Raw genomic sequence first — 22,559 nt, 5'->3', positions numbered from 1 at the left:
CCTGATTGCCCTTCAAAAACCCTGTCTGCAAAACTAGATTTGCCCAAGCTTTTGCGCTTTTCAAGCGGAATCTGCACAAAAAACGTAATTGCCTAAAATTCATTCACACTCCGTTCCAATGCCTGTTTAAGCGACGCCGCATCGTGGGAGATTGACTATTTGCGCGGCATAAAATCAGATGGCGAAATGACATTCAAAACCATTCATCATCTGACGGTTTCCGACAAATCGGAACTCCCGTTCCGCACCGTCCGCGCCGGGACACCGCGAGGAGTTGTCCAGATATGCCATGGCCTTGCCGAACATTCCGCGCGCTATGAACGTTTCGCCTCCGCCTTGGTCGCGGCGGGCTACCACGTCTATATCCACGACCATCGCGGGCATGGCACCAATATCGGCGCTCATGCGACGAGAGGAATGTTCGCACAAAAGCTGGGCCATGTTGTAGCTATCGAGGACGTGCGCGCGCTTAACCGACATATTCACGAGAACCATCCGGGTCTCCCGATCGTGCTTTTCGGACATTCCATGGGCGGGCTGATCACACTGAACTATGTGCTGAACTACGCCGATACAGTCGATGCGGCCGCGATCTGGAACGCCAATGTCGATGGCGGTGTGGAAAGCGCTTTGGCACTCGCACTCCTTTATACGGAGCGCATGCTGAAAGGTTCGGACGTTCCAAGCGCCATTCTGCCGAAAATGACCTTCCGCGCCTGGGGTCGATCCGTACAAGGCCACCGCACGCTATTCGACTGGCTTTCGCATGATACGGCGGAAGTCGATGCATATGTCGCCGATCCGCTTTGCGGCTTCGACGCCAGCGTGGCGTTATGGATCGACATTTTCCGCATGATCCGCCGTGGCGCTGATGACCGGAACTTCTCGAAAGTCCCGCGAAACATGCCGTTCAGTCTCGTTGGCGGGGCCGAAGACCCCGCAACGGTGAACGGCGCTGCCGTGCGCAGGCTGGCGGAGAGAATGCTGAAAATGGGTTTCGAGCGTGTCCAATGCATGATCCTGCCCTGCACCCGCCACGAGAGCCTCAATGAGATCAACCGGGATGAAGTGACGCAGAATTTTCTGGATTGGCTGGAGGAGGCTCTTCCGTATCCGGCTATGTCCGGCTAAAAAACGGCAGTCAACCGATCAATCGAGCTATTATCCGGGCCAGAACTCACGTTTACTTGAACCGTCTTGGCTTTGCCATCCAATCAATGCTATGGAGCGCGCCTTGCGCTTTATCGGGTTTCCGGGCAGGAAAGCCGAGCTTAAGCAGATAGCGCGAGGAATAAAGGAACACTCCGCTTGGACACACCGACGATTTCTGTGGTTATCCCCTGCCGCAACGAAGCCGACAATCTTGCCTTTTTGCTGGATGAAGTCGATGCCGCCATGCAGGGCCGCGCATACGAAGTCATCGTCGTCGACGACGGTTCGACGGACTCAACCAGCGATGTACTCGCAGGCCGCATTCATGCAGGCAAGCCACTGCGCCATCTGCGCCACGACCGGTCGTCAGGCCAGAGCGCCGCTGTGCGTTCCGGCGTTTTCGCAGCACGCGGCAAGATCGTCGTGACCATGGACGGCGACGGACAGAACAACCCCGCCTATCTCCCCGTTCTGGCAGATGCGCTGTTAAAGGCCGGGCCTGATTACGGCATTGCTGCCGGACAGCGCCTCAAGCGTACGGATACAAAACTCAAGCAGCTTTCGTCACGCTTTGCCAATAATCTGCGCGGCGCGATCCTCAAGGACAAGACCCGCGATTCCGGCTGTGGCCTGAAAGCGCTGCACACTGACCTGTTCCGACAACTGCCTTTCTTTGATGGATGGCATCGCTATCTGCCTGCCTTGGCGATCCGCGAGGGCTTCGACGTCGTGCATGTCGATGTGGTCGACCGCGAACGCCGCCACGGCAAATCCAATTACGGCATTCTGGACCGTGGAGTGCGCGGCATTCTGGATCTTTATGGCGTCTGGTGGCTGCGGAAGCGCCGCAAGGTCGTTCCGCGTGTGAGAGAGATCACCCATGACTGATATTTTCAACAGCCTGTCACAGTGGCTGCACGAGGTCTTCGTGGCGCAGTGGGATGGCTGGATCGTGCTGGGCTTCGTCGCTCAGGCCTGCTTCACCATGCGCTTCGTCGTGCAGTGGCTGGCATCCGAAAAGGCGAAGCGCAGCGTCATGCCGGTCGCCTTCTGGTTCTTCTCGCTTTTCGGCGGCACCTTGCTGCTGATCTATGCGATCCAGCGCAAGGACCCGGTCTTCATCGCGGGCCAAGGCCTTGGCCTCGTCGTCTATATCCGCAATCTCTGGCTCATCGCCAATGAGAAGAAGCGGCTGACGGTCGGGGAGTAACTCCCCGGCATTTCCAGAGCGCACCCCGAAAAGTGTGAAACGGTTTTCGGAAAAGATGCGCGTCAAAATAAACAGTTAGAGCGCGTTTCGGACGCAACACCGGTTTCCACTTTTGCTGGAAATGCTCTGGTCAGGCCCGAAGCGTCCGGCCGACGGAACGATAATCAAGGCCGGTGCCTGCAATGTCTTCTGCCTTGTAGACATTGCGCAGATCGATCAGCACATTTCCGGCCATACCATTGGCCACCCGTTTCAGATCGAGCGCACGATAGGCGTTCCATTCGGTCAGCAGGGCAACAACGCCTGCGCCCTTCGCCGCTTCATAGGCCGAATTGCACCAGACAACATCCGGCAGCACCGCCCTGGCAGCGTCCATGGCTTCAGGATCATGCGCCTGCACCTTGATCCCTGCTTTCTGAATGGCCGCGATAATGTCGAGCGCAGGAGACTCGCGGATATCATCGGTGTTCGGCTTGAAGGCGACGCCCAGGACAGCAACCGTGTCTGCACCGTTTTCCTTGGCAGCAGTCACGATCCGTTCGGCCATCGACTGTTTGCGCGTCTCATTGACCGCAATGACCTGTTCGATCAGCGATTGCGGCGCATCATATTTCTTGCCCGTCGCAGCGAAGGCACGTGTGTCCTTCGGGAAGCACGACCCGCCAAAGCCCGGACCGGCATGCAGGAATTTCGAGCCGATGCGGTTATCCATGCCGATTGCGCGAGCCACTTCCTGCACATTGCCGCCAGTCTTCTCGCAAAGGTCGGCAACCTCGTTGATGAATGTCACCTTCATGGCCAGAAAGGCATTGGCCGCATATTTGATGATCTCGGCATTTTCCAGCGACGTGACGACCATCGGCGTTTCACGCAGGTAAAGCGGACGATAGAGGCGCTGCATTGCGGTTCTGCCGCGTTCGTCTTCCACCCCGACAACCACACGGTCGGGTCGCATGAAATCCTCGATTGCCGAACCTTCCCGCAGGAATTCCGGATTGGACACCATTGAGAACGAGACACCCGGATTGGCAGTCTTGATGCGGTCGCGTATGCGCGCATTGGTACCGACCACGACCGTCGACTTGATAACGACCACGGCACCAGGCTTCATGGCAGCGGCGATTTCATCCGCAGCCGCTTCAATATATTGCAGGTCCGCCTCGCCATCTCCGCGACGGGATGGCGTGCCGACCGCGATGAAGATGACGTCAGCGTCCGCGACACTTGCCGGAAGATCGGTACTGAACTCCAGCCGGCCATCGCGAATATTGCGGGTCATCAGTTCATCGAGCCCCGGCTCGAAGATGGTGACTTTCCCGGCCTTCAGCCGTTCGATGATCGATGGATTCTTGTCGACGCAGGTGACGTGAAAGCCGAATTCGGCAAAACACACACCCGAAACCAGCCCCACATAGCCCGTTCCGATCATCGCCAGCTTCATATGTTCAGTCCTTCAGTTGCCTTCGCGAGAGCCTGTTGAGCTTCCCGACCCCGTTTGCCGGAAATGACGGCGTTAGAGAACCGGGGAGCCGTTCACTTAAAGTTACATGCAGACCGGAAGCGTCAAACAACTTCATTTGCAGGCAGCCAGAACCGAAATATCGGTAGGCTTACAGCCATTTGTCGTAGTCGGACACCAGGAGATGTAGCGGCTTCTCGTTTTCTTCGATATTCGAAAAACGGCCGATCGGCTCGCGGAAAATATTGTCGGTCAGGTCGTCGTTGACAGTCGAAACCTCGCCAATCAGCACATCGCCGCCCTCGCCCCAGAAAGCATGCCAGTTGCCCGGCAGCAGCGTCACGCTTTCGCCCGGCTGCAGCTTCAGGTGAGCACCAGCCTTCTGCGTCACAAGGCGTCCGTCGGTGGCAACCGTCACGTCGGTTTCCTCATCCACACTGCCATCCGGCAGTGAATTGAACAGTTCCAGCACCAGTGTGCCGCCACCACGATTGATAATGTCTTCGGCCTTCACCACATGGCGGTGCATCGGAGAAAGCTGGTTCTTGCGCGAGATCATGATCTTTTCGGCATAAAGCATGCCACCGCCGCGCTTGAGGTCCTCGGCATTGCCGTTGCGCGTGGTGAAGAGAAACAGGCCGAGATCGGCAAATTTGCCCTGCCCGTAATCGGTGATATCCCAGCCAAGGCGCGCGTCGCGAATAGCATGCGCATCCGAAGAGGTCCGCGCCTTCAATTCCTCGGGAGACCAGTATGCGAAAGGCGGCATGACATAGCCGAAAGAGCGAATGAAAGCGTCGCTTTCGCGGATGATTTCGTTGATTTCAGAACGTTTCATGGCCACCGAGCCTCCCATGGAATGAAACAGATTGGGATGTGGTTGACGTGGTAACTGGCTTTTAAACCAATTTGCAATCCCGGAAACGCTCCGAAGGCATATGTAACACATATTTGCTACGATCTGATCACGCCGCAAAAGCGACATTTTGGCGTGTCGTCTTTACGCGAAAACCATGTCGCATCCCAATGCGCGTTTAGAATAGTTCAGTGATTGAATCAGAATAACGGAAGCTAGTTCACAGACCTCGGGAGATGTGAGCAAGCCATTGAGATAACGGGATAAGCCGTGCTTCCGGAAGACAAAGGGAACACCGGATCGAGCCATAGTCGCTGGGAGAACAGCAGAGGGCAGATCCAAGATGGAAAGCAAGGGTTCGATTCTATGGACGTTCGCAACGAAATGCTGGGGCTGTTGACCGGGCGCGACCCCAATTTCAGCCTGGAGCAAAAATTCTACACCGATCCGGAATATCACAAGCTGGATTTGGAGAATATTTTCTACAAGGACTGGCTGTTTGTGGGCCATGATTGCGAATTGCCGAAGACCGGTTCCTATATGACCGTGCAGATCGGCGCTTATCCCGTTGTCATCGTTCGCGATGCGCAGGGGGGCATTCGTGCTTTCCATAATTCCTGCCGCCATCGCGGTTCGCGCATTTGCGCGGCCGAAAAAGGAACTGCAGCAAAGCTCGTCTGCCCTTATCATCAGTGGACCTACGAACTGGACGGACGCCTGCTCTTCGCACGTCAGGTCGGCCCTGATTTCAAACCTGCCGAATATGGCCTGAAGCCGGTGCATTGTGAAACCGTCGCCGGCTATATCTATGTCTGTGTCGCCGAGGAAGCGCCTGATTTCGGTGCTTTCCGCAATCTGGTTGAACCCTATCTCGCGCCGCACAATATCAAGGACGCAAAGGTCGCTTTCGAAAGCTCGATCATCGAAAAGGGCAACTGGAAGCTCGTCTGGGAAAACAACCGTGAGTGCTATCACTGCGCCGCGAACCATCCAGAACTCTGCCGCACCTATCCGGAAGCTCCTTCGGCAACCGGCGTGCAGGGTGTGATGGAAGACCCCGAGATCAACCAGCTCTGGAAAAATTGCGCCAACGTCGGCCTGCCTGCGGAATTCAACATGTCCGAGGATGGACGCTATCGCATCACCCGCATTCCGCTTCTGCGCGACGCGGTGAGCTACACCATGTCCGGCAAGGCAGCCGTCAAGAAGCCTTTGAGCGATCAGGTGGCTGGCAACACGAATATCGGCGCAATGCTGCTGTTCAACTATCCGTCGACCTGGAACCATCTGATGGCGGATCATGCGATTTCCTTCCGCGTTCTGCCGATCAGCGCCGAGGAAACGCTCGTCACCACCAAATGGCTCGTCCACAAGGATGCCGTCGAAGGCGTGGATTACGATCTTGATGAGCTGACCCATGTTTGGATCCAGACCAATGACCAGGACCGGCAGATCGTTGAAGAAAATGCGGTTGGCATTCGCTCGCCCGCTTATCAGCCCGGCCCGTATTCGGTCGAACATGAAGGCGGCGTGATGCAATTCCTCGAATGGTATACCAACACCATTACACCGCGCCTGCGTGGCGAAGCAGCAAAGCTCAGCCGCGTCGCCTGATAGTGTATGCGAATTGAGAAGTGAGAAGGCCATGCAGCCTCTGAAATATCTGGACGAGATGCTGCCGTGGAACGACAGGTTGCAGATGCTGGAATGCATCTCGGCCATCGAAGAAGCGCCAGACGTGATGACCTTCTCCTTCAAGACCACCGAGGACAACTGGTTCCGCTATACGCCAGGCCAGTTCATCACTCTGGAACTGCCGATAGAACGGGCGGATGGTCTTGGCCCGGTGCTTCGGACTTATACGCTTTCCTCGACCCCATCCCGTCCCTACCATATCTCCGTCACGGTCAAGGCGCAGAAGGACAGCATAGGCACCCGCTGGATGCTCGACAATCTGCGCCCGTCGATGAAGATCAAGGCTTACGGGCCGAACGGCGATTTCTCGCTTGCCAACCATCCGGGCGAAAAATATCTCTTCGTTTCTGCCGGCTCCGGCATCACGCCGATGGTCTCCATGACGCGCTGGCTCTTCGACTGCGCACCGGCAACCGACGTCGCCTTCATCAATTGCGCGCGCACGCCGGACGACATCATCTTCCGCCGCGAACTGGAACTGCTTACCGGTCGCATGGAAGCAATGCATCTGGCTTTCATCGTGGAACAGTCGTCACCGCGACACGTATGGCTGGGTCTGCACGGACGCATCGACCGTGCCCGGCTTGAATTGCTGGCGCCTGATTTTCTGCATCGCAAGGTGTTCTGCTGTGGACCGGAACCATTCATGAACGGTGTACGCGGCCTGCTGGAAGACGCTGGCTTCAACATGGCCAACTACCATCAAGAAAGCTTTAACCCGGCCAGCGAGATTTCGTCGGTTCCGGTGCCATCCACGCTCTCCGAAGCAGCGAGCACTGTGGCAGCACCCGCCGCCCCGGCACCGGCAGTTGCCGCCGCAAGCGTCGTCTTCAGCCTTTCAGGTGTGGAAGTCGAATGCACGGAAAACGACACGATTCTGCTTGCCGCACGTAATGGAGGTCTCAAGATTCCGAGCGCCTGCGAGTTCGGAATCTGTGGCACCTGCAAGGTGAAGTGCCTCGGCGGCGAAACCGAAATGAACCACAATGGCGGCATTCGCGACGATGAAATCGCCGAGGGCTATATCCTCGCCTGCTGCAGCCGCCCACGTGGACGCGTGGAGATCGATGCCTGATAACGGAGCCTGAATCAAAAAGCGGCATGTGTGTGCGAAAATGGTGATTTTCGAGTACCGGAGCGGCGCGTACTTAAGGGTACGTGAGCACCGAAACGCAGAAAATTGCCATTTGCAGCCACACAGGGCGACTTTTGGAACAGGCTCTTAGGCTTTTTTCAGAAATTCGGTCCGCAGCACCAGTCCCTTGACCTGCTTGGTGCTGCAATCGACTTCGTCCGGATTTCCGGTGAGGCGAATGCCCTTGACCAGCGTTCCCCGCTTCAGTGTCGTCGAGGTGCCCTTGACCTTCAGGTCCTTGATGAGCGTGACGGAATCGCCGTCATTCAACTGAGTGCCATTGCTGTCGCGGACGATTACGTCTGTCATGATCGTTTCCTGTCTGGTTCCTGATTGGAATCGTCCGTAGCACTCTTGCCGATGTTATACCAGAACGCGGCTTATTGCTGGTCTCGCGAACCCTGTCTGGCTATAGTCGGTTATGAAATGAGAAAAGCGAGTATTCCATGATCGGTCATGCACTTGTGGTTGTCGACGTCCAGAATGATTTTTGCCCCGGCGGCGCGCTGCCGGTTGATCGCGGCGACGAAATCATTCCCGCCGTCAACCGGCTGATCGATGAAAGCGAACACGTCATCCTCACGCAGGACTGGCATCCAGCCAATCATTCGAGCTTCGCCTCAACCCATCCTGGTACCAAACCTTTCAACACTGTCGAGATGGCCTATGGCCTGCAGACGCTCTGGCCCGACCATTGCGTGTAAGGCAGTCACGGTGCGGATTTTCACGCTGACCTGCAATGGACGCGGGCACAGCTCGTCCTTCGAAAAGGCTTTCGCATCGGCATAGACAGCTATTCGGCATTCTTCGAAAACGACCGCAGCACACCGACTGGTCTTGGCGGATATTTGCGCGAACGCGATATCGGTTCGCTCACATTGGTCGGGCTGGCCACCGATTTCTGCGTCGCCTATTCGGCGCTCGACGCCATAGAAGAAGGTTTTCAGGTGCGCGTCCGTCTCGATGCGTGCCGTGGGATCGACCTTAACGGCTCGATGGACATCATGCTGCAGAAGATGAAACAGGCTGGCGTCGAACTGATCGACGAGCCTGTTTCAGCATCGCATCTATTCTAGTGGTCTGATTCCGACATTTGCGTCCCTCTGATACAGGCGCCGAGCAAATGTCGGAATCGCAAAGACCACTAGTAACTTTATGTATCTAGTGGATTTTTCGAATTTGACGTTTGAAACAGCATCTCATTCAGTCGGGATTCAAACGTCAAATTCAATCCACTAGCTCGCCGTCCGGCATAACGACGAAGATCAGCACTGCAATGATCGTGATGAAGAACCGGAACGCGGATTCGATCCCGTTCCAGGTTTGCGACATCCACATACCGAACCATTCCCCGCCAACCGACATGAAACCGACCTGCCAGACCAGAAAGCCAAGCGACAGACCGGCAATGGCCCATTTCTTGGAGCGGTTGAAACTCGCTGCCCGTTCGGTCAGCCGACCGAGCATGGCGAATGTTCCGATCCAGCATAGAATTGCCGTCAGCGTCTCCGCCGCGATGATGAGAATATAGGCGGCATTGTGCAGCATTGGATTATCGATAGCGCGATATTTGATCGTCGCGTCGGGAAAGATCGTGTCCATCATCAGCACGTGCTGCACGAACCCGAAATTGGTGTCGTAATCGGTGATATTACCGAACGAAACCAGCGTTGCGAAAAAGGCAATCGCCGCCACGAAGGCGGTCTTGCTTAACCGTGTCACGATCATGGAAACGTCTCTCCCCGAAAAGGCCGCAGCATGCCGATCATGTCCCCTGAAACGATCTGCGGCATGAAAGCGATATCAATCGCACCCGGATGATGGTCCTCAACTCCGGCGATTCGGTCAAGACCAACAAAAAGGGCAGCCGAAGCTGCCCTTTTGATCCAGTCAGACACATCAGACTAGTGCCCTGCGACCTCTTCGGCTTCTTCCTGCCAGTTCGGATTGAGCCGGTTATAGCGCAGCGAAGACATGAACGAGAGACCGATCAAAGCGGCGCCGATAAGGCCGGTAATGACTTCCGGAATATGCACCAGCGTCTGGACATACATTATGACCGCCAGAACCAGGATCGCATAGAAAGCGCCATGTTCGAGATAGCGGTACTGGCCCAGCGTCTTGCGCTCAACAAGCATGATGGTCAGCGAGCGCACATAGAATGCACCAATACCAAGCCCTATTGCGATAATGAACAGGTTCGTAGTCAGTGCGAACGCACCGATAACGCCATCGAACGAGAAGCTGGCATCAAGCACTTCAAGATAGATGAAGGCGCCCAGGCCACCACGATGGACCATGTCCATCTGCTCCTGCGTGGCATCCAGAACCTCACCAAGCCCTTCGACAGCCAGGAAGGTCAGAAGACCGAACAGCGCGGCAATCAGGAATGTATGCGAGTGCTCGGCATCCAGTTGATAGGAGAAGAAGATAATCAGAGCGATTGCAACGCCGATCTCGACACCTTGCACGGAAGCGAATTTCGACATGCGGCTTTCGATGGCCTTGATCCAGTGCACATCCTTCTCGACATCGAAGAAATACTTCATGCCGACCATCAGCAGGAATGTACCGCCGAAGGCCGCAATGCCTGTATGCGAATCCGAGATCACGCGGGCATATTCATCCGGCTGCCAGATCGCAAGCTTCAGCGCCGAGATCGGATCGGTCCACATGGCAACCGCAACGATAGCCAACGGGAAAATGATGCGCATGCCGAAAACGGCAATCACAATGCCCCAGGTCAGGAAGCGATGCTGCCATTCCGGCGTCATGTCGCGCAGGATGCGCGCATTGACGATGGCGTTATCGAAAGAAAGTGAAATTTCGAGAACGCTCAGAACCGCACAGATGATGAAGACGGAGACCATTCCCCCAAAGGTGCCGGTCATTTCGTAGCCGAGCCAGAGAGCACCTGCGAGACCCAATACGGTGAAGACCATGGGCCAGATAAAGTATCGAAGAGTGGCCATTGCAAACCATCGAATTATTATTGTTATCAAACGGAAACAGGCACTGGTCGCTACAGCGCGACTTCCCGCGAAGCGAAATCCGCTTCCCGTCGCACGCTCTACCTGACCAATGCTCTTCCCGCCAAGGCGTATCGGCTATGTAAGTAGGCCATCAGATGCAAACAAGAGAAAGCGTGGCAATAATTTGGCTTCTTTGCGGATTTGATGTGCTGAAATATTTCGTTACTATTTCGTGATACTAAAGTAGAACGGTCGCGCAACTCCACCTGCTTGCCTCATAGTAAATTTTGCCGAAACGCCAGATTTGTACGAATTGTCACGTGGCAAAAACTTTATCTCAACATAAATTCATAGTGTGGGTGGCAAATCGCTGTCGGTTGCGCACCCTTCAGGAATAAGGGAATTCAACAAATGATTGCTCCGGAAGAGCTACAGCGTCGAATAGAAAGAAGACTTGCCGAGAGCAGTTTTTCACAGCCGGAACTTTTGATCCGGCGGGCGCATCGCATGGCGCAGGAAGGCAAAAACGGATCTGCCTCCGTTGCCGACGCGTTGCTCAAGGAAGCCGGATCGCAAATAAGTCTGCGTGAACTCTCTGAAATAATTGACCACAAGCCCTGGCTGCTCGAAACGATTATCAACGGTGCGGGAAAAAAGAGCGGTAACTCCGACCACCATTAAAACGTTTTCCTACAACAGCGTGAAACGGCTTTCGAAACTATAGGCGCCAAAGCGCGCTACGCTTCCAGCATTTATCTCCAGTACATGACTGCAAGGGGAGAAAGACATGATGATAACCGGACCTCAATGCCGCGCTGCCAGAGCTCTCGTGGAGTTCTCCCGCGATCGCCTGGCCCAACTATCCGGCATCGACACAGCGACCATTGAACAGTTTGAACGCAAGCTCGGCACGCCATCGGACGAACAAATACAGGCATTGGCCGACACCCTGGAAAAGGCCGGGGCGCTGTTCATTCCGGAAAATGGCGGCGGTGCTGGGGTGCGTCTGAAATTCAATCGCTCGGAAACTCGACGCATTGCCAATCTGGAGAACGAAGGCGGCCCGACTGCCTCCGATGACGTACCCTGAAACGAAAAAGGGCGGCTAACCGCCGCCCTTGAATCCATACAACTAGAGCATTTCCAGCAAAAATACGAAGCAGTTTTGCGCAGGATAATGCAACGAAACAAATACTTAGGCGATTTCTACGACTCCGTTTTAACCGGAACCGCTCAAAGTTACTTCTTCTCGATCAATGCCGGTGCTATCGGCAAAGGGTCCATCTTGACCGTTACAAGGTCCTTGGCATCAAGGTCCATATCCTTGAGGGATACGCTGCGCAAAACCTGATTGTCGTAGGTCTTGATGTAATAAATGTCATTTTTCATATCAGCGATCGAGGTCCACTGGGTATATTCCAGCGGAGCCTGCGGGTCTCGAATGAGACCTTTCGGAATATCGAAATTATTGGCGATATGCTCAGCCAGACGAACGCTTTCAGGGCCGCTGGGCAGTTTTGCTGCTGATAGCACATAGGCGCTTGCGCGCACGAAACGCGATGGCGGCGTAGAATCTCCCGGCACACCGAGCAGACCCGACCCCTGCCCCAGCGGCTTGATCGTCGCATTGTTAATGACGAGCGGCTTGGCGTTTTCAGGCGACAGATTGACGTAATTGCGCAGGTTCGTCAGATGCCAGTCGAAATTCGGTGAATTGGTCATGACACCAAGCGGATTATCATAAACCTTGAGCTTTCCATCGACCGGTTCAATGACAATCGAAGCTCCCGTCTCGTCATGCAACGTGTAATGGAACGGCGGCGCGATACCCAGGTTTTCCTGTTTCACATTGATGACGGAAACCGTATCGAGTGCGGCCTTGACCTCAGCGACTGTCGCAAAATTGGTTAGCGCCCAGCTCAGAAAATCCCAAGGCGCAAGACTCTTCGCCGGATCGGCCGTGGCCGGGTCCTGATACTGCGCGAAATCTGGAAAATAGAGAATTCCGCCCGCAAGCCCCTTTTCGTTCATACCGTCAGTAAGCGCCGGTACGCCAAAAGCATTCATCCCGACAGCCGCATACTGACCCTTCCACTTCATGCCGGGTTTGCCGGCCGCTGCAGTCGATGTTATTTCAAATTTGCGCGGAATGACGATGAGATCGGATTTCAGTTCGAAAGCGAACTCCATCGTGCGTGCGTAAACATAGCCATCATCCGTCGTCGGGAGAACAAAGCTCGTGCAGGCAAACGCAGCCTGTGGAACAACCAGACCAGCGCCGATAAGAGCCGTGGCGACACCGCGCGCAAAAACCTGGCGATATGACTTCCAGATAGAATGTTTCGTTTTCATGATGACCTCGTTACTCCACGATTTGTCATTTCAAAAATGTCCAAACTAACAACCCTTGCCTTACCCTGACGAACAGAGAGGCCCTCTCCCTTTTTCGAATAAATGGTTGCGCTCCATCAAAGTCAACAGAACAAACCTTAATATAAGTATCAATTTTCAGTTTATTTCGCGCAATGATTAACATATATATAGATCAAGATTTGAATCTGATGTATTATCGGAATTGCTAATACATAATCTAGGGGGTTTTTTCGGTGAAAGACGGAAGATCGCGTAACCATAACGGGAATTTACTGTTAAAATTTTCCAGAAATATTATATTAGCATCAACTGTTTTAATAGGTACATCAGCAGCATCGCTCGCTGCAGATGCCGTGGCGACACAACCAGAAATTCAGGATCAGCAGCGCTGGCGCGTGATCTTCAGCCCTTATGTTTGGGGCGCATCGCTGAATGGTAGCGCCGGCCTGCTGGGCCGCAGCACCGATGTGAATGTCCCCTTCCGCGAGATTTTCGACAATCTCGATATGAGCTTCATGGGCAATATCGACGTCAACAATGGGACGGTTGGCTTTTTTATCGACGGACAGTACGTCAAGACCAGCCAGGACGAAAATCTGCGGGATAACGAGCTTGCTCTCGATATCAAGACAACGACCCTGTCCGGCGGTGCATATTATCGCATCTATGAACAGCAGCTCGAAGGAACCACGCTCTTCGGAAACCAACGGGTTTTCGCAATTGAACCAACGGTCGGTGTGCGCTGGACAAAGCTGGAGGCCGGACTTGAAGTCGGTCCTTTCAGCGGATCACGCAAGGTGGAGTGGACCGATCCGTTCATTGGTACGCGCGTCTTTTACGACATCAACGACCGCTGGAACATTTTTGCAGAAGCCGACATTGGCGGTTTCGGGGCTGGAACCAAGCTCAGCGCCAACGGCCAGATTTATCTCGGTTACCGTACGCTCGTTTTTGATGTTCCGACGACATTCCGCGTCGGCTATCGGGCGCTCTATCAGGATTACAAAGACAACGACACTATCGAGAAGTTCAAGTATGACGTGACCCAGCATGGGCCGGTCATCGGTCTCTCCGTTACATTCTAGTTCACAGCACAATTAATCTCTGTTGCTCGACCCGCCGGTGATACCGGCGGGTTTTTGCTATTCGGCCCAGACCAGCGCAACCTTCTGCTGGAATATAGTCGGATGAGATCACCAAAATAGGGAAAGGATTGTTAGGGAGAACTTCCCTAAGTAAAACGCAACGACTCCCGATAATAATAAGCGGGAGATTTGAGTGCACACCGAAAAATAGAAAACGATTTTCGGGATGCGTGTCTAAAAAACAGTCAGAGCGCCGATCACATCCAATCAGAAGAAACGCGCGCTGACTTTGGGGGAATGAATGACTTACATCTTTGAGCTGCCGATTTACCTTTCGTTTGCGGCCTTCGCCATACTCGGGATTGTGTTTTATGCGGTCGGACGTTTCGCACTCGACATGCTGTCCAAACACGCAGCCAGTGATATTCTTTCCATTCCCATCGGCGCTTTCATCAGCACTATTGCGACAGCTTGGGCTTTATCGCTCGGCTTTGTTGCTGCGGACATATGGAGCGTTAATTCCAGGGCTGATCAGGCGATCAGTGAAGAACGTTCGGCCATTTCCCGTTTGATCGGAACCTCCCATACGGAAATATTGAACGCACCTGCACTTACTGCCGCCCTTACCGGCTATCGCCTTGCTGTAATCGACGACGAATGGCGCGACAAGATCAATGTCGAGCCGGCTGGTTCCGTGGAAACGGCGTTGCAGAACATAAGGCGCGAGATCATCAATCTGGCGCGCGGCGATGTACCCTCACCTGTTATCTCCCAGCTCATCAACGACTTCGATGAACTGCAGGACGCACGCAATACCCGTCTGGCTGTAGGATCGACCTCAATCGACTATTACAAATGGTATCTTGTGCTTTCGCTGACATTCCTGACAGCGATAACCATCGCAGCCACCCATGCTGACCGCGTACGAGCTGGCGTAAAGGCGCTCGTCATTTATTCGCTGACAGCATCGTTCTGCCTCTGGATTCTCGCAATCCATGCCAATCCATATCAGGGGCTGGAACGCCTTGAACCATCACTCCTTTTCACCAGCCACAAGCACGGCTAAGATACCGGAAGATTCGATCTATTTTATCCTGCTGAAATTACAGGGAAATCCGTTTAGAACGCGGAGTAGCGATTTGATAAAATTCCTGGGTGCTGGCGCCCTTATAGGTTTGGTGTTTCCCGTCGGAATGGCTTCGGCACAGACTTTCAGCGTCTGTCACGGCTATGAATGCCATTACCGAACAAAGGTTACGCTTACCGCGAAAGATGAACAGCGCATCCGGAATCTTCTGCAGAACGGTAGCCGTAGCGCAGATGGGGAGCGGAACGGATTGCGGACTGCGGTTGCAATCTTCGAACAGCGAAGCACCGCAGCCATCGGCGTTCGGGACAAGCCGAAAATGCAGTTCGGCAAGGCCCGCATCAAGGGCCAGATGGATTGCATCGATGAATCGACCAATACGGATAACTTCCTGCGCTATTTGCAGTCGCGCGGCTGGCTGAAGCATCACAAGGTCGCACGACGCACCTCTCGCGGCGCGTTCTTCGACGGTCGTTATCCGCACTGGACCGCCGTTATTGAGGACAGGAAGGGCCAGAAATGGGCCGTCGATTCCTGGTATGAGGCAGGCGGCGGGCCGCCAGATATAATGCCGCTGCAGCAATGGAAGCAGCGCGGCTATATGGGCGAGCGTTAAAACCCGTGCACCTGTCTTTCTAGTAACGATCTTCGCCTTATATCGCGTAGCGAGGGCATCCACCCAATCATCCTGACTAACGGGCATCCTGCCCCAGAGATTACCGGGCATTTTAGAGGGGACGATCCATGCCGATTTTGAAGCGGTCCTTTTCCAGCATCTGCACCACCACGCTCGTTGCAGGCAGCATGCTTGCCGCGCCGATTGCCGAAGCCTGCACGCGTTTCGTTTATCACGGAGCCAACGATCAGGTAATGACTGCGCGATCCATGGATTGGAAAGTAGACGTTGCAACCAACCTCTGGATTTTTCCACGTGGCATGAAGCGTTCCGGCGAGGCGGGCAAGAACTCGCTCCAGTGGACGTCCAAATATGGCAGCGTCATCGCTTCAGGTTACGACATTTCAACGACGGATGGGTTGAACGAAGCTGGACTTTCCGTCGGCGCACTGTGGCTGGTCGAATCCGAATATCCCAAATACGACGGTACCACCCCGGGTCTCAGCATCGCGGCATGGGCGCAATATGTGCTCGATAACTTTGCCACGGTCGATGAGGCAGTAAAGAAGCTGAGCACCGATCCTTTCACAATTGTAACGGACAAGGTGCCCGGCGAAGACAGGCTGGCGACACTCCATCTGGCGATATCCGATTCCAGCGGCGACAGCGCGGTCATCGAATATATCGACGGCAAGCAGGTGATCCATCACGGCAAGCAATATCAGGTGATGACCAACTCGCCGACCTATGACGAGCAGCTGGCGCTCAACTCTTACTGGACCCAGATTGGCGGTACAGTCATGCTGCCGGGCACCAACCGAGCCGCCGATCGTTTCGCACGCGCTTCCTTCTACGTAAATGCCATTCCGAAAGCCGAAGACCCGGTCGAGTCGATTGCCAGTGTATTCAGCGTCATCCGGAACACCTCGGTCCCCTATGGCCTGACGACACCTGACCAGCCGAACATTTCCTCGACACGCTGGCGGACAGTGGCCGACCAGAAGCGCAAGCTCTATTTCTTCGAGTCCGCTTTGACACCCAATGTCTTCTGGGTTGATTTGAAGAAAATCGACTTTTCACCAGAGAGCGGCAAGGTCAAGAAACTCGATCTAGGTGCCAATCAAACCAACACGTTCAATGGCGTCGTCAACGACAGTTTCAAGGAAAACGAGCCCTTCAAGTTCCTCGGCCTCTGAGCTGGTTCTGCAATTTTTTGCTGAACCAATCGCTCCCCGTTGCGTTAGTTAACCATAACCAAGCCAGAACGGGGGGCCAGAACGGAGGAACAACCAATGGACTGGAATCGCGTTGAAGGAAACTGGAAACAGGCCAAAGGCAGGATCAAGGAACAGTGGGGCAAACTCACCGATGACGATCTCGACCAGATCAACGGTCGACGCGAGCAGTTGGAAGGTAAAATCCAGGAACGCTACGGCCTAGAAAAGGACCGCGTGCGTTCCGATCTGGACGATTGGTACAATCGCCAGACCTGGCTTTCGTAAAGCCCACATTATTCCAGAGAAAGCCCTGCCAGTCGGCAGGGCTTTTCCAACTGTTACCGGCAGCCATCCACGCGCTGCAGTGATGCCGACAGCCCCATCAGGGAAAACGTATAGCGGGTCTGCGTGCCGCGTGCCGATGTCGCCTGCACGTTGAGCGTTTTGCCAGCGCGCATGGCGCGCATCAGCTTCGCCTCATCAGCAACATTTTCCGCCCAGGCACGATTGCCCTCGCTGAAGAATGGAAAGCGCGTGCCATCCACCATCACGTTGACCGAGCTGTCAGTCTTCAGCTCATACCCCATCACCAATTGAGGGCTGTATTGGCCATCCGCCTTGGAAATAATCACGAAATTATCGCCGTGCCGCACACCGGCGGGATGAAAATTGATCGGCACCGTCAAGGCATAGCACTTGTTACCCGCTAGGTCGGTGTTCTGGTAAACGCCCCAATCGCGGAACTCACCCAAATAACTCGTCTTCGCTGAAGCCGCGAGAGAACTCGCCACCAACCCTGCCAATGCCAGCGCAACGGTGGTTGCATTTTTTCTCATCGCCCAAAACCTCCATTTTGTTGCCAGTTCACGTCACTTAAAAAATTGTTTCATTGCGTTACTATTTTCTTAACGAACTGCTAAAATTTGTTGAAAGTTTGCGATGAGAACCAAAACACCGATCTGGTGAAACAGACCGGTGTTCTGCAAACCGGATCGAAACGCGCCCTAGAACCGGAATTGAAGCCCCAATGAGTAGCCAACCTCATTGCCGTCTTCATGTGCAAAACGCGCATTGATTTCGCTGAACAGGCCAATGTTCTCAGTTACTGCCAGCTGGGCTCCCAATTGGGCGCGCCCAAAGTCCTTATCGACACCTCCAAGAAAAGCAATTCGGTCGCGGCCATCGGCTATACTGGTCAGACGGATTGTCTCAGGGCGGCCATCAGCCAATTCCCGCACCCATTTCACACTCGTATATGGCCGTAGGACCATACCATTTGCGAACGTCATGGTGCCATGCAGACGCCAACCAATACTGGCCTCGAGCGAATCGAAATCCTGCTTCGCGTAGTCTAACGCGGTTCTGAAGACGTCCCCTTCATCGAAGCCATCAATACGGTAGCGCATATAATCGAGACCGGCCACCGGACCGCTCTTCATACCGGCCCAGCTGAAATCATGACCACCTTCGATGCGGGCACCCCAGAACAGTGCGGAAGTATCGGACTGCAATTGTTGATTCAGCAGAACAGGACCGTTCATTGCCTGCAGGAAGACCGAGCGATCATTATCGAAGCTGGTCCGCCCGATATTGATGTCGCCCGCAAACCAGTTGGAGGCCGCATCCTGATAAAGGGCGTACAAAGCCCCCTGCCAGCTATCGCCGTCAATCGAACCGTCATTGGCCAGCTTGTCCCGACTGCGCTGAAAGCTGAGGCTTCCACCGAGCGTCCACGCTTGATTGTAGCGATAATCACCGAGAAGGTGAAAGCCAAGACGATTGGCATCCGAAATTCCGGGCAGGTCGAAACCGCCACCCGGATATAACTCCCCTTCCACACTTGCTTCACCGCTGAACGTTCCGACGGCGCGATCGCTTTCAAGCAAAGTCAACCAACGACGGCTATGCAAACTCGTCAGTGCTTGATGCTGACGCTGCAATTGATCCGTCATTTGCCGGATCATCGTGCCTCCGGAAGCCGTCGAGGCAAGCAGATCTGCGCCCGTCAGTTCGAGGACGAGACGGGTCAGCAGCCTTGAAAAGTCCTGGAGTCTCTGGTCAATACGCTCCTGACCGAAGGCATTGGTGAGAACATCCTTATTGTCGAGACTCGGCGTATGCCATGTCGAACCGCCGGGGATCGCCGAATTGTCCGTCTGCTGATAACCGTCGAGATCGCCAAGTTCCCAGTTGGTCGCCTCAATGAACAGAACCGGCACACCGAGCCCGTTGAAACTTTCCCCATCGCTACAGCAACCAGTTCCAGCCGGATACTCATGATTGAGTCCGGGATTGGTAAAGAGCGGAATATCAAGCTCGTTCGCGATGCGCAAAATCTGGTCACGATAAGCAGTCAAAGCCGGATTATCGATGCTATTGCTGCCTGCATGGGCATACATCTTATCGCCGGTAATGAGGCTGTCGAGATTGATCATGCCGAGCATATTTGCGCGCTGTTCGTCACTGAGCGACGCAACATAGGCTCTAGATCCCCGCAGTCCCTCCTCTTCCGCTCCAAAACCGACCACTTCCAGACCATTTTCCAGAGGAATACCAGCTAGATTGCGGGCGATCTCGGTCAAGACGGCTGCACCGGAGGCATTATCATCGAGCCCCTGAAGCGTTGGACGGCCGTAATAGGTGTCGTAATGTGCGCCGAGAACCAGATACTGGTCGCTCGTGCCGGGTGCCGATGCAATAACATTCTGCGAACTGCGGCTGCCTGCCCAAGTAAAGTCCTGTCTGCTTGTCGCGTAACCAACACCGAGGCGCGACTGCATCCAGTCCGTCGCACCGACAAAACTGGCCGTACCGCGATAACGACCGGGATATTCAGTAATCAGTCGTTCAAGCGTCTCATTGGCATATTGTCCATAGTCATATGCCGACGCTTCTTTTGCTAAACCTGTGCTGGCAATACCAGCCGACAGAACAACTACATGCATCATACGGCGAAATGCCGATGTCCGTGTCAATGCCATCTTATGTGAAGCGATTATTCCTGCAGTACGGAGTCTATCCGGCCGCTTTCCCCACTTATAATACACCATGAACCCCAATCATTATTATGTTTCATGGTGTGATTGTTAGTTAAGCGAGCTTACGACGTCACGGAATTATTGAGGAGAATTCACATATAACTTACGTTCAAGGGAAGAATGACGGATCGTTTAAAGCCGATTCATTGAAAATGACGATAAACACAGTGCTGCAATACAAATGGAAATGCCGCCCATTGGCATAAAATAACTGAAGAAAAAATGGTGGGCCCGGAGGGACTCGAACCCCCAACCAAGCGGTTATGAGCCGCCGGCTCTAACCAATTGAGCTACAGGCCCCACGCACCCTTGCCCTACCCTAAAGAAAGCCGGGACACAAGCTGTCAAATGCATCAGTTGCCCTAATGCGCACATATTCAGTTGCGATGCATGCAACCTGGAGCATTTCCAGTAAAAGTGCGAAGCGGTGTTGCGTGGGATGATGCGACGAAACAAATACTTAAAGCGGCTCCAGCGACTCCGCATGAACTGGAACCACTCTAGAGCCACGGTCTTTCTGATTTGAACCGGCAGTTGCAATTGGCACGCATTTCGAATCTGATATCGTCGGCTTCAGACAAGAGCGGGAACTTAAGAAATAAATGATTTCAAAGGCAAAGCGGCTAACCGCACCGGTGCAACCAGCTTTGCCAGAGCTGCCTCAACTTTCTCTATAGGAGATTTTATGAACAACCGCGCTACCACTCTTCTTGCAACCTCCTTTTCTGCAATCATGCTCGCAGGCGCACTGACGCTGCCAGCTCTGGCACAGGAGAATCAGATGACGAAGCAGCCTGCGCGTATCGCCGTCACCGGCGAAGGCACCATGACCGCCTCGCCCGATATGGCCATCCTCAATCTCTCCGTATTGCGCGAGGCAAAGACCGCGCGCGAAGCCATGACCGCAAACAATGAAGCCATGGCGAAAGTACTCGAAGCCATGAAGAAAGCTGGCATTGAAGACCGCGATCTTCAGACCGGCGGCATCAACATCCAGCCGCGCTACGTCTATCCGGACGACAAGAACGGGCTGAAAGAGCCGAACATCACCGGCTATACGGTTTCAAACAGCCTGACGGTTCGCGTGCGCGATCTGGCCAAGGTGGGCAACGTGCTTGATGAATCCGTCACGCTCGGCGTCAATCAGGGGGGCGATCTGAGCTTCGTCAACGACAATCCGGCAGCCACGATCAATGAAGCGCGCAAGCGCGCCGTTGCCGACGCTATCGCCAAGGCGAAGACGCTTGCCGATGCTGCCGGTGTAGGTATCGGTCGCGTTGTCGAGATCAACGAGCAGAGCCGCCCACCCATGCCAATGCCGATCGCTCGCGCGCAGTTCAAGACCATGGCTGCCGCAGCACCGGAAGATGCCGTGCCCGTTGCAGCAGGCGAAAACAGCTACAACGTTTCGGTCAATGTCGTTTTCGAAATCAAGGAATAACGGCAGCTCAATTGGCAAGAGCAAGGGGCGCACCAGCGCCCCTTTTTTTGCCTGCCATAAAAGAAAAGCCCCGGCCTGATTGCTCAGGCCGGGGCTTTTGAAACTCTACTATGCTGTTAGCGAATGATCGGGCAGCCGCGTACATTGGCGAATACAACACCGGCAGGACGGCCGTGACGGAAGCCGCGAACCTGGACCGACTTGCCACGATAGACGACACGCGCATTGCGGATGCCCATGCGATTGGCCTTCATCTTGGCACCTTCCACAGAGCAGGCAGGGCCGCGATAGGCTGGACGGCCATGGCGATAGCCTCTGTAATCAACATTCACGATGGCAGAGCTTGCCGACGTGCCGATGGCTGGAGCAACGACCGGCGATGCGGAGCTGGCCGAAGCTGCCGTCGTGAAGATGGCGGCAACACCAAGAGCGGCGGTTACGACGAACGACTTGAGCGAAATAGCAGACATCTTTGAACCTCTTTCAATTTGTTTTCAGGTCTTGCCTGAGACACCCGAGAAGTAGCGCCCGATAGATGAACAGAATGAAAAACTCACGTTCATGTGCCGTTCAGCTTCGTTTGAAGTAAAAGGAACAGCAACATACAGGCTTTATTAATTCAATAAATTCAATGTGTTATGGGAGAACAAAATCCGTGCTACAATATTCGAAGCACAGATTAAATTTACGCAATGTTTGAAAACCGCAAGCGCGCCATCAGCCTTGGCCCGGCATCACCATATGATCCAGATAATCATCGTCATCTTCCAGATCGTGATCGAAAGCCGTCACCTTGCCGCGAACGGAAACACCTGCCTCGTGCACCGTTTCGGGTGAACCCGAAACAAGCGGATGCCACCAATAGAGATCCGAACCTTCTGCAACCAGACGGTAGGCACAGGTGACAGGGAGCCAATCCACCTCGTCAACGATTTCCGGTGTCAGAAAAACGCAGTCCGGCACCGTCTTCTTCCGGTTCGGATAATCGCGGCACTGGCAGCTGTCGGGGTTGAGCAACGTGCAGGCAACGCTGGTCCAGTAAATCTCGTTGGTGTCGTCATCCTGCAATTTATGCAGGCAGCATTGGCCGCAACCGTCACACAGGCTCTCCCACTCGCTGCGGGTGAGTTGATTCAAGGTCTTGGTGCGCCAGAATGGTTTGTCGTTCATGATGCAGCGTATAATGGAATTGTGTCGGGAATGGCGTGGACAAATCGCCGCCA

The 22,559-nt window shown here is 54.3% G+C and carries 23 protein-coding genes, 1 tRNA gene and 1 pseudogene; 14 read left to right on the top strand and 11 right to left on the bottom strand.

The genetic code is table 11. The annotated features are described in order from the left end of the window. The first annotated feature begins 186 nt into the window (after window positions 1-186). The 3 genes from HWX93_RS06215 (at window position 187) to HWX93_RS06205 (ending at window position 2,362) form a co-directional block, all read left to right on the top strand. On the top strand, window positions 187-1,131 hold the full coding sequence (locus HWX93_RS06215; protein ID WP_176036851.1) for an alpha/beta fold hydrolase: 945 nt from the start codon (window positions 187-189) through the stop codon (window positions 1,129-1,131). 177 nt (window positions 1,132-1,308) lie between these two features. Further along, window positions 1,309-2,040, top strand: coding sequence for a glycosyltransferase family 2 protein (locus HWX93_RS06210; RefSeq protein ID WP_010659700.1), 732 nt, complete (start codon window positions 1,309-1,311; stop codon window positions 2,038-2,040). After that, window positions 2,033-2,362: a lipid-A-disaccharide synthase N-terminal domain-containing protein gene (locus HWX93_RS06205; RefSeq protein ID WP_109989516.1), complete on the top strand. Its 330-nt coding sequence runs from the start codon at window positions 2,033-2,035 to the stop codon at window positions 2,360-2,362. The genes HWX93_RS06210 and HWX93_RS06205 overlap by 8 nt, the downstream gene beginning before the upstream one ends. A 130-nt stretch (window positions 2,363-2,492) precedes the next feature. Here HWX93_RS06205 and HWX93_RS06200 read toward each other — a convergent pair whose 3' ends face one another. Next, complete coding sequence (locus HWX93_RS06200; RefSeq protein ID WP_176036850.1) at window positions 2,493-3,803, bottom strand: UDP-glucose dehydrogenase family protein; 1,311 nt, start codon at window positions 3,801-3,803, stop codon at window positions 2,493-2,495. A 169-nt stretch (window positions 3,804-3,972) separates the two neighbouring features. Further along, window positions 3,973-4,659: a D-lyxose/D-mannose family sugar isomerase gene (locus HWX93_RS06195; RefSeq protein WP_109989518.1), complete on the bottom strand. Its 687-nt coding sequence runs from the start codon at window positions 4,657-4,659 to the stop codon at window positions 3,973-3,975. A 384-nt stretch (window positions 4,660-5,043) separates the two neighbouring features. On the opposite strand from HWX93_RS06195, the gene HWX93_RS06190 reads away from it, so the two are divergent. Together HWX93_RS06190 and HWX93_RS06185 are read left to right on the top strand one after the other, a co-directional pair. Then, complete coding sequence (locus HWX93_RS06190) at window positions 5,044-6,291, top strand: aromatic ring-hydroxylating oxygenase subunit alpha (RefSeq protein ID WP_109989519.1); 1,248 nt, start codon at window positions 5,044-5,046, stop codon at window positions 6,289-6,291. A gap of 31 nt (window positions 6,292-6,322) precedes the next feature. Continuing rightward, the gene (locus HWX93_RS06185; protein WP_176036849.1) at window positions 6,323-7,447 is read left to right on the top strand and encodes a hybrid-cluster NAD(P)-dependent oxidoreductase; all 1,125 of its coding nucleotides are present in this window, start codon (window positions 6,323-6,325) and stop codon (window positions 7,445-7,447) included. A 147-nt stretch (window positions 7,448-7,594) separates the two neighbouring features. Here HWX93_RS06185 and HWX93_RS06180 read toward each other — a convergent pair whose 3' ends face one another. Beyond that, window positions 7,595-7,816 carry an alkylphosphonate utilization protein gene (locus HWX93_RS06180; protein ID WP_010659694.1) on the bottom strand — a complete coding sequence of 74 codons (222 nt, stop codon included), beginning with the start codon at window positions 7,814-7,816 and terminating at the stop codon, window positions 7,595-7,597. A gap of 137 nt (window positions 7,817-7,953) precedes the next feature. Here HWX93_RS06180 and pncA point away from each other — a divergent pair. After that, window positions 7,954-8,583, top strand: a pseudogene (gene pncA, locus HWX93_RS06175) (bifunctional nicotinamidase/pyrazinamidase). Window positions 8,584-8,734: 151 nt separating this feature from the next. Here the strand turns inward: pncA and HWX93_RS06170 are convergent. After that, window positions 8,735-9,235, bottom strand: coding sequence for a DUF2165 family protein (locus HWX93_RS06170; RefSeq protein WP_176036848.1), 501 nt, complete (start codon window positions 9,233-9,235; stop codon window positions 8,735-8,737). Between the two features lie 176 nt (window positions 9,236-9,411). Then, window positions 9,412-10,479, bottom strand: a complete 1,068-nt coding sequence (locus tag HWX93_RS06165; RefSeq protein WP_176036847.1) for a DUF475 domain-containing protein — start codon at window positions 10,477-10,479, stop codon at window positions 9,412-9,414. A gap of 411 nt (window positions 10,480-10,890) precedes the next feature. On the opposite strand from HWX93_RS06165, the gene HWX93_RS06160 reads away from it, so the two are divergent. Both HWX93_RS06160 and HWX93_RS06155 read left to right on the top strand, forming a co-directional pair. Next, on the top strand, window positions 10,891-11,160 hold the full coding sequence (locus tag HWX93_RS06160; protein ID WP_109989524.1) for a hypothetical protein: 270 nt from the start codon (window positions 10,891-10,893) through the stop codon (window positions 11,158-11,160). Window positions 11,161-11,266: 106 nt separating this feature from the next. Next, window positions 11,267-11,569, top strand: coding sequence for a helix-turn-helix domain-containing protein (locus HWX93_RS06155; protein WP_109989525.1), 303 nt, complete (start codon window positions 11,267-11,269; stop codon window positions 11,567-11,569). A 149-nt stretch (window positions 11,570-11,718) separates the two neighbouring features. Here HWX93_RS06155 and HWX93_RS06150 read toward each other — a convergent pair whose 3' ends face one another. Further along, window positions 11,719-12,831 (bottom strand): linear amide C-N hydrolase, encoded by a 1,113-nt coding sequence (locus tag HWX93_RS06150; protein ID WP_176036846.1) that lies wholly within the window; start codon window positions 12,829-12,831, stop codon window positions 11,719-11,721. A gap of 314 nt (window positions 12,832-13,145) precedes the next feature. On the opposite strand from HWX93_RS06150, the gene HWX93_RS06145 reads away from it, so the two are divergent. From HWX93_RS06145 to HWX93_RS06125, 5 genes are all read left to right on the top strand, one after another. After that, window positions 13,146-13,937 carry a hypothetical protein gene (locus HWX93_RS06145; RefSeq protein ID WP_419190732.1) on the top strand — a complete coding sequence of 264 codons (792 nt, stop codon included), beginning with the start codon at window positions 13,146-13,148 and terminating at the stop codon, window positions 13,935-13,937. Window positions 13,938-14,238: 301 nt separating this feature from the next. Beyond that, complete coding sequence (locus tag HWX93_RS06140) at window positions 14,239-15,003, top strand: hypothetical protein (protein WP_109989528.1); 765 nt, start codon at window positions 14,239-14,241, stop codon at window positions 15,001-15,003. Window positions 15,004-15,079: 76 nt separating this feature from the next. Then, window positions 15,080-15,640 carry a hypothetical protein gene (locus HWX93_RS06135; protein WP_176036928.1) on the top strand — a complete coding sequence of 187 codons (561 nt, stop codon included), beginning with the start codon at window positions 15,080-15,082 and terminating at the stop codon, window positions 15,638-15,640. A gap of 128 nt (window positions 15,641-15,768) precedes the next feature. Further along, window positions 15,769-16,836: a linear amide C-N hydrolase gene (locus HWX93_RS06130; RefSeq protein WP_176036845.1), complete on the top strand. Its 1,068-nt coding sequence runs from the start codon at window positions 15,769-15,771 to the stop codon at window positions 16,834-16,836. Window positions 16,837-16,932: 96 nt separating this feature from the next. Then, window positions 16,933-17,142 (top strand): CsbD family protein, encoded by a 210-nt coding sequence (locus HWX93_RS06125; RefSeq protein ID WP_176036844.1) that lies wholly within the window; start codon window positions 16,933-16,935, stop codon window positions 17,140-17,142. A 53-nt stretch (window positions 17,143-17,195) separates the two neighbouring features. Here the strand turns inward: HWX93_RS06125 and HWX93_RS06120 are convergent, their stop codons facing one another. The 3 genes from HWX93_RS06120 to HWX93_RS06110 all read right to left on the bottom strand — a co-directional run bounded on the left by HWX93_RS06120 (window position 17,196) and on the right by HWX93_RS06110 (window position 20,195). Continuing rightward, a complete protein-coding gene (locus HWX93_RS06120; protein ID WP_109989531.1) occupies window positions 17,196-17,693 on the bottom strand; it encodes an invasion associated locus B family protein in 498 nt (165 codons plus the stop codon). Between the two features lie 168 nt (window positions 17,694-17,861). Further along, complete coding sequence (locus HWX93_RS06115) at window positions 17,862-19,805, bottom strand: autotransporter domain-containing protein (RefSeq protein ID WP_176036843.1); 1,944 nt, start codon at window positions 19,803-19,805, stop codon at window positions 17,862-17,864. A 313-nt stretch (window positions 19,806-20,118) separates the two neighbouring features. Beyond that, window positions 20,119-20,195, bottom strand: a tRNA-Ile gene (locus HWX93_RS06110). A gap of 385 nt (window positions 20,196-20,580) precedes the next feature. Between HWX93_RS06110 and HWX93_RS06105 the strand changes: the two genes are divergently transcribed. Beyond that, window positions 20,581-21,336, top strand: coding sequence for an SIMPL domain-containing protein (locus tag HWX93_RS06105; RefSeq protein ID WP_109989532.1), 756 nt, complete (start codon window positions 20,581-20,583; stop codon window positions 21,334-21,336). A gap of 116 nt (window positions 21,337-21,452) precedes the next feature. On the opposite strand, the gene HWX93_RS06100 is transcribed toward HWX93_RS06105, so the two are convergent. Then, window positions 21,453-21,806 (bottom strand): antifreeze protein, encoded by a 354-nt coding sequence (locus HWX93_RS06100; RefSeq protein WP_176036842.1) that lies wholly within the window; start codon window positions 21,804-21,806, stop codon window positions 21,453-21,455. Window positions 21,807-22,053: 247 nt separating this feature from the next. Next, entirely contained in the window at window positions 22,054-22,506 is a 453-nt protein-coding gene (locus HWX93_RS06095) for a YcgN family cysteine cluster protein (protein ID WP_176036841.1), read from the bottom strand. Between the last annotated feature and the right edge of the window lie 53 nt (window positions 22,507-22,559).

Origin of the sequence: Brucella tritici (genome assembly GCF_902825325.1) — a bacterium.
GTDB lineage: Bacteria > Pseudomonadota > Alphaproteobacteria > Rhizobiales > Rhizobiaceae > Brucella.
Note: the sequence above shows the minus strand (reverse complement) of the source record. Positions and strands in the feature narration are given on the sequence as shown.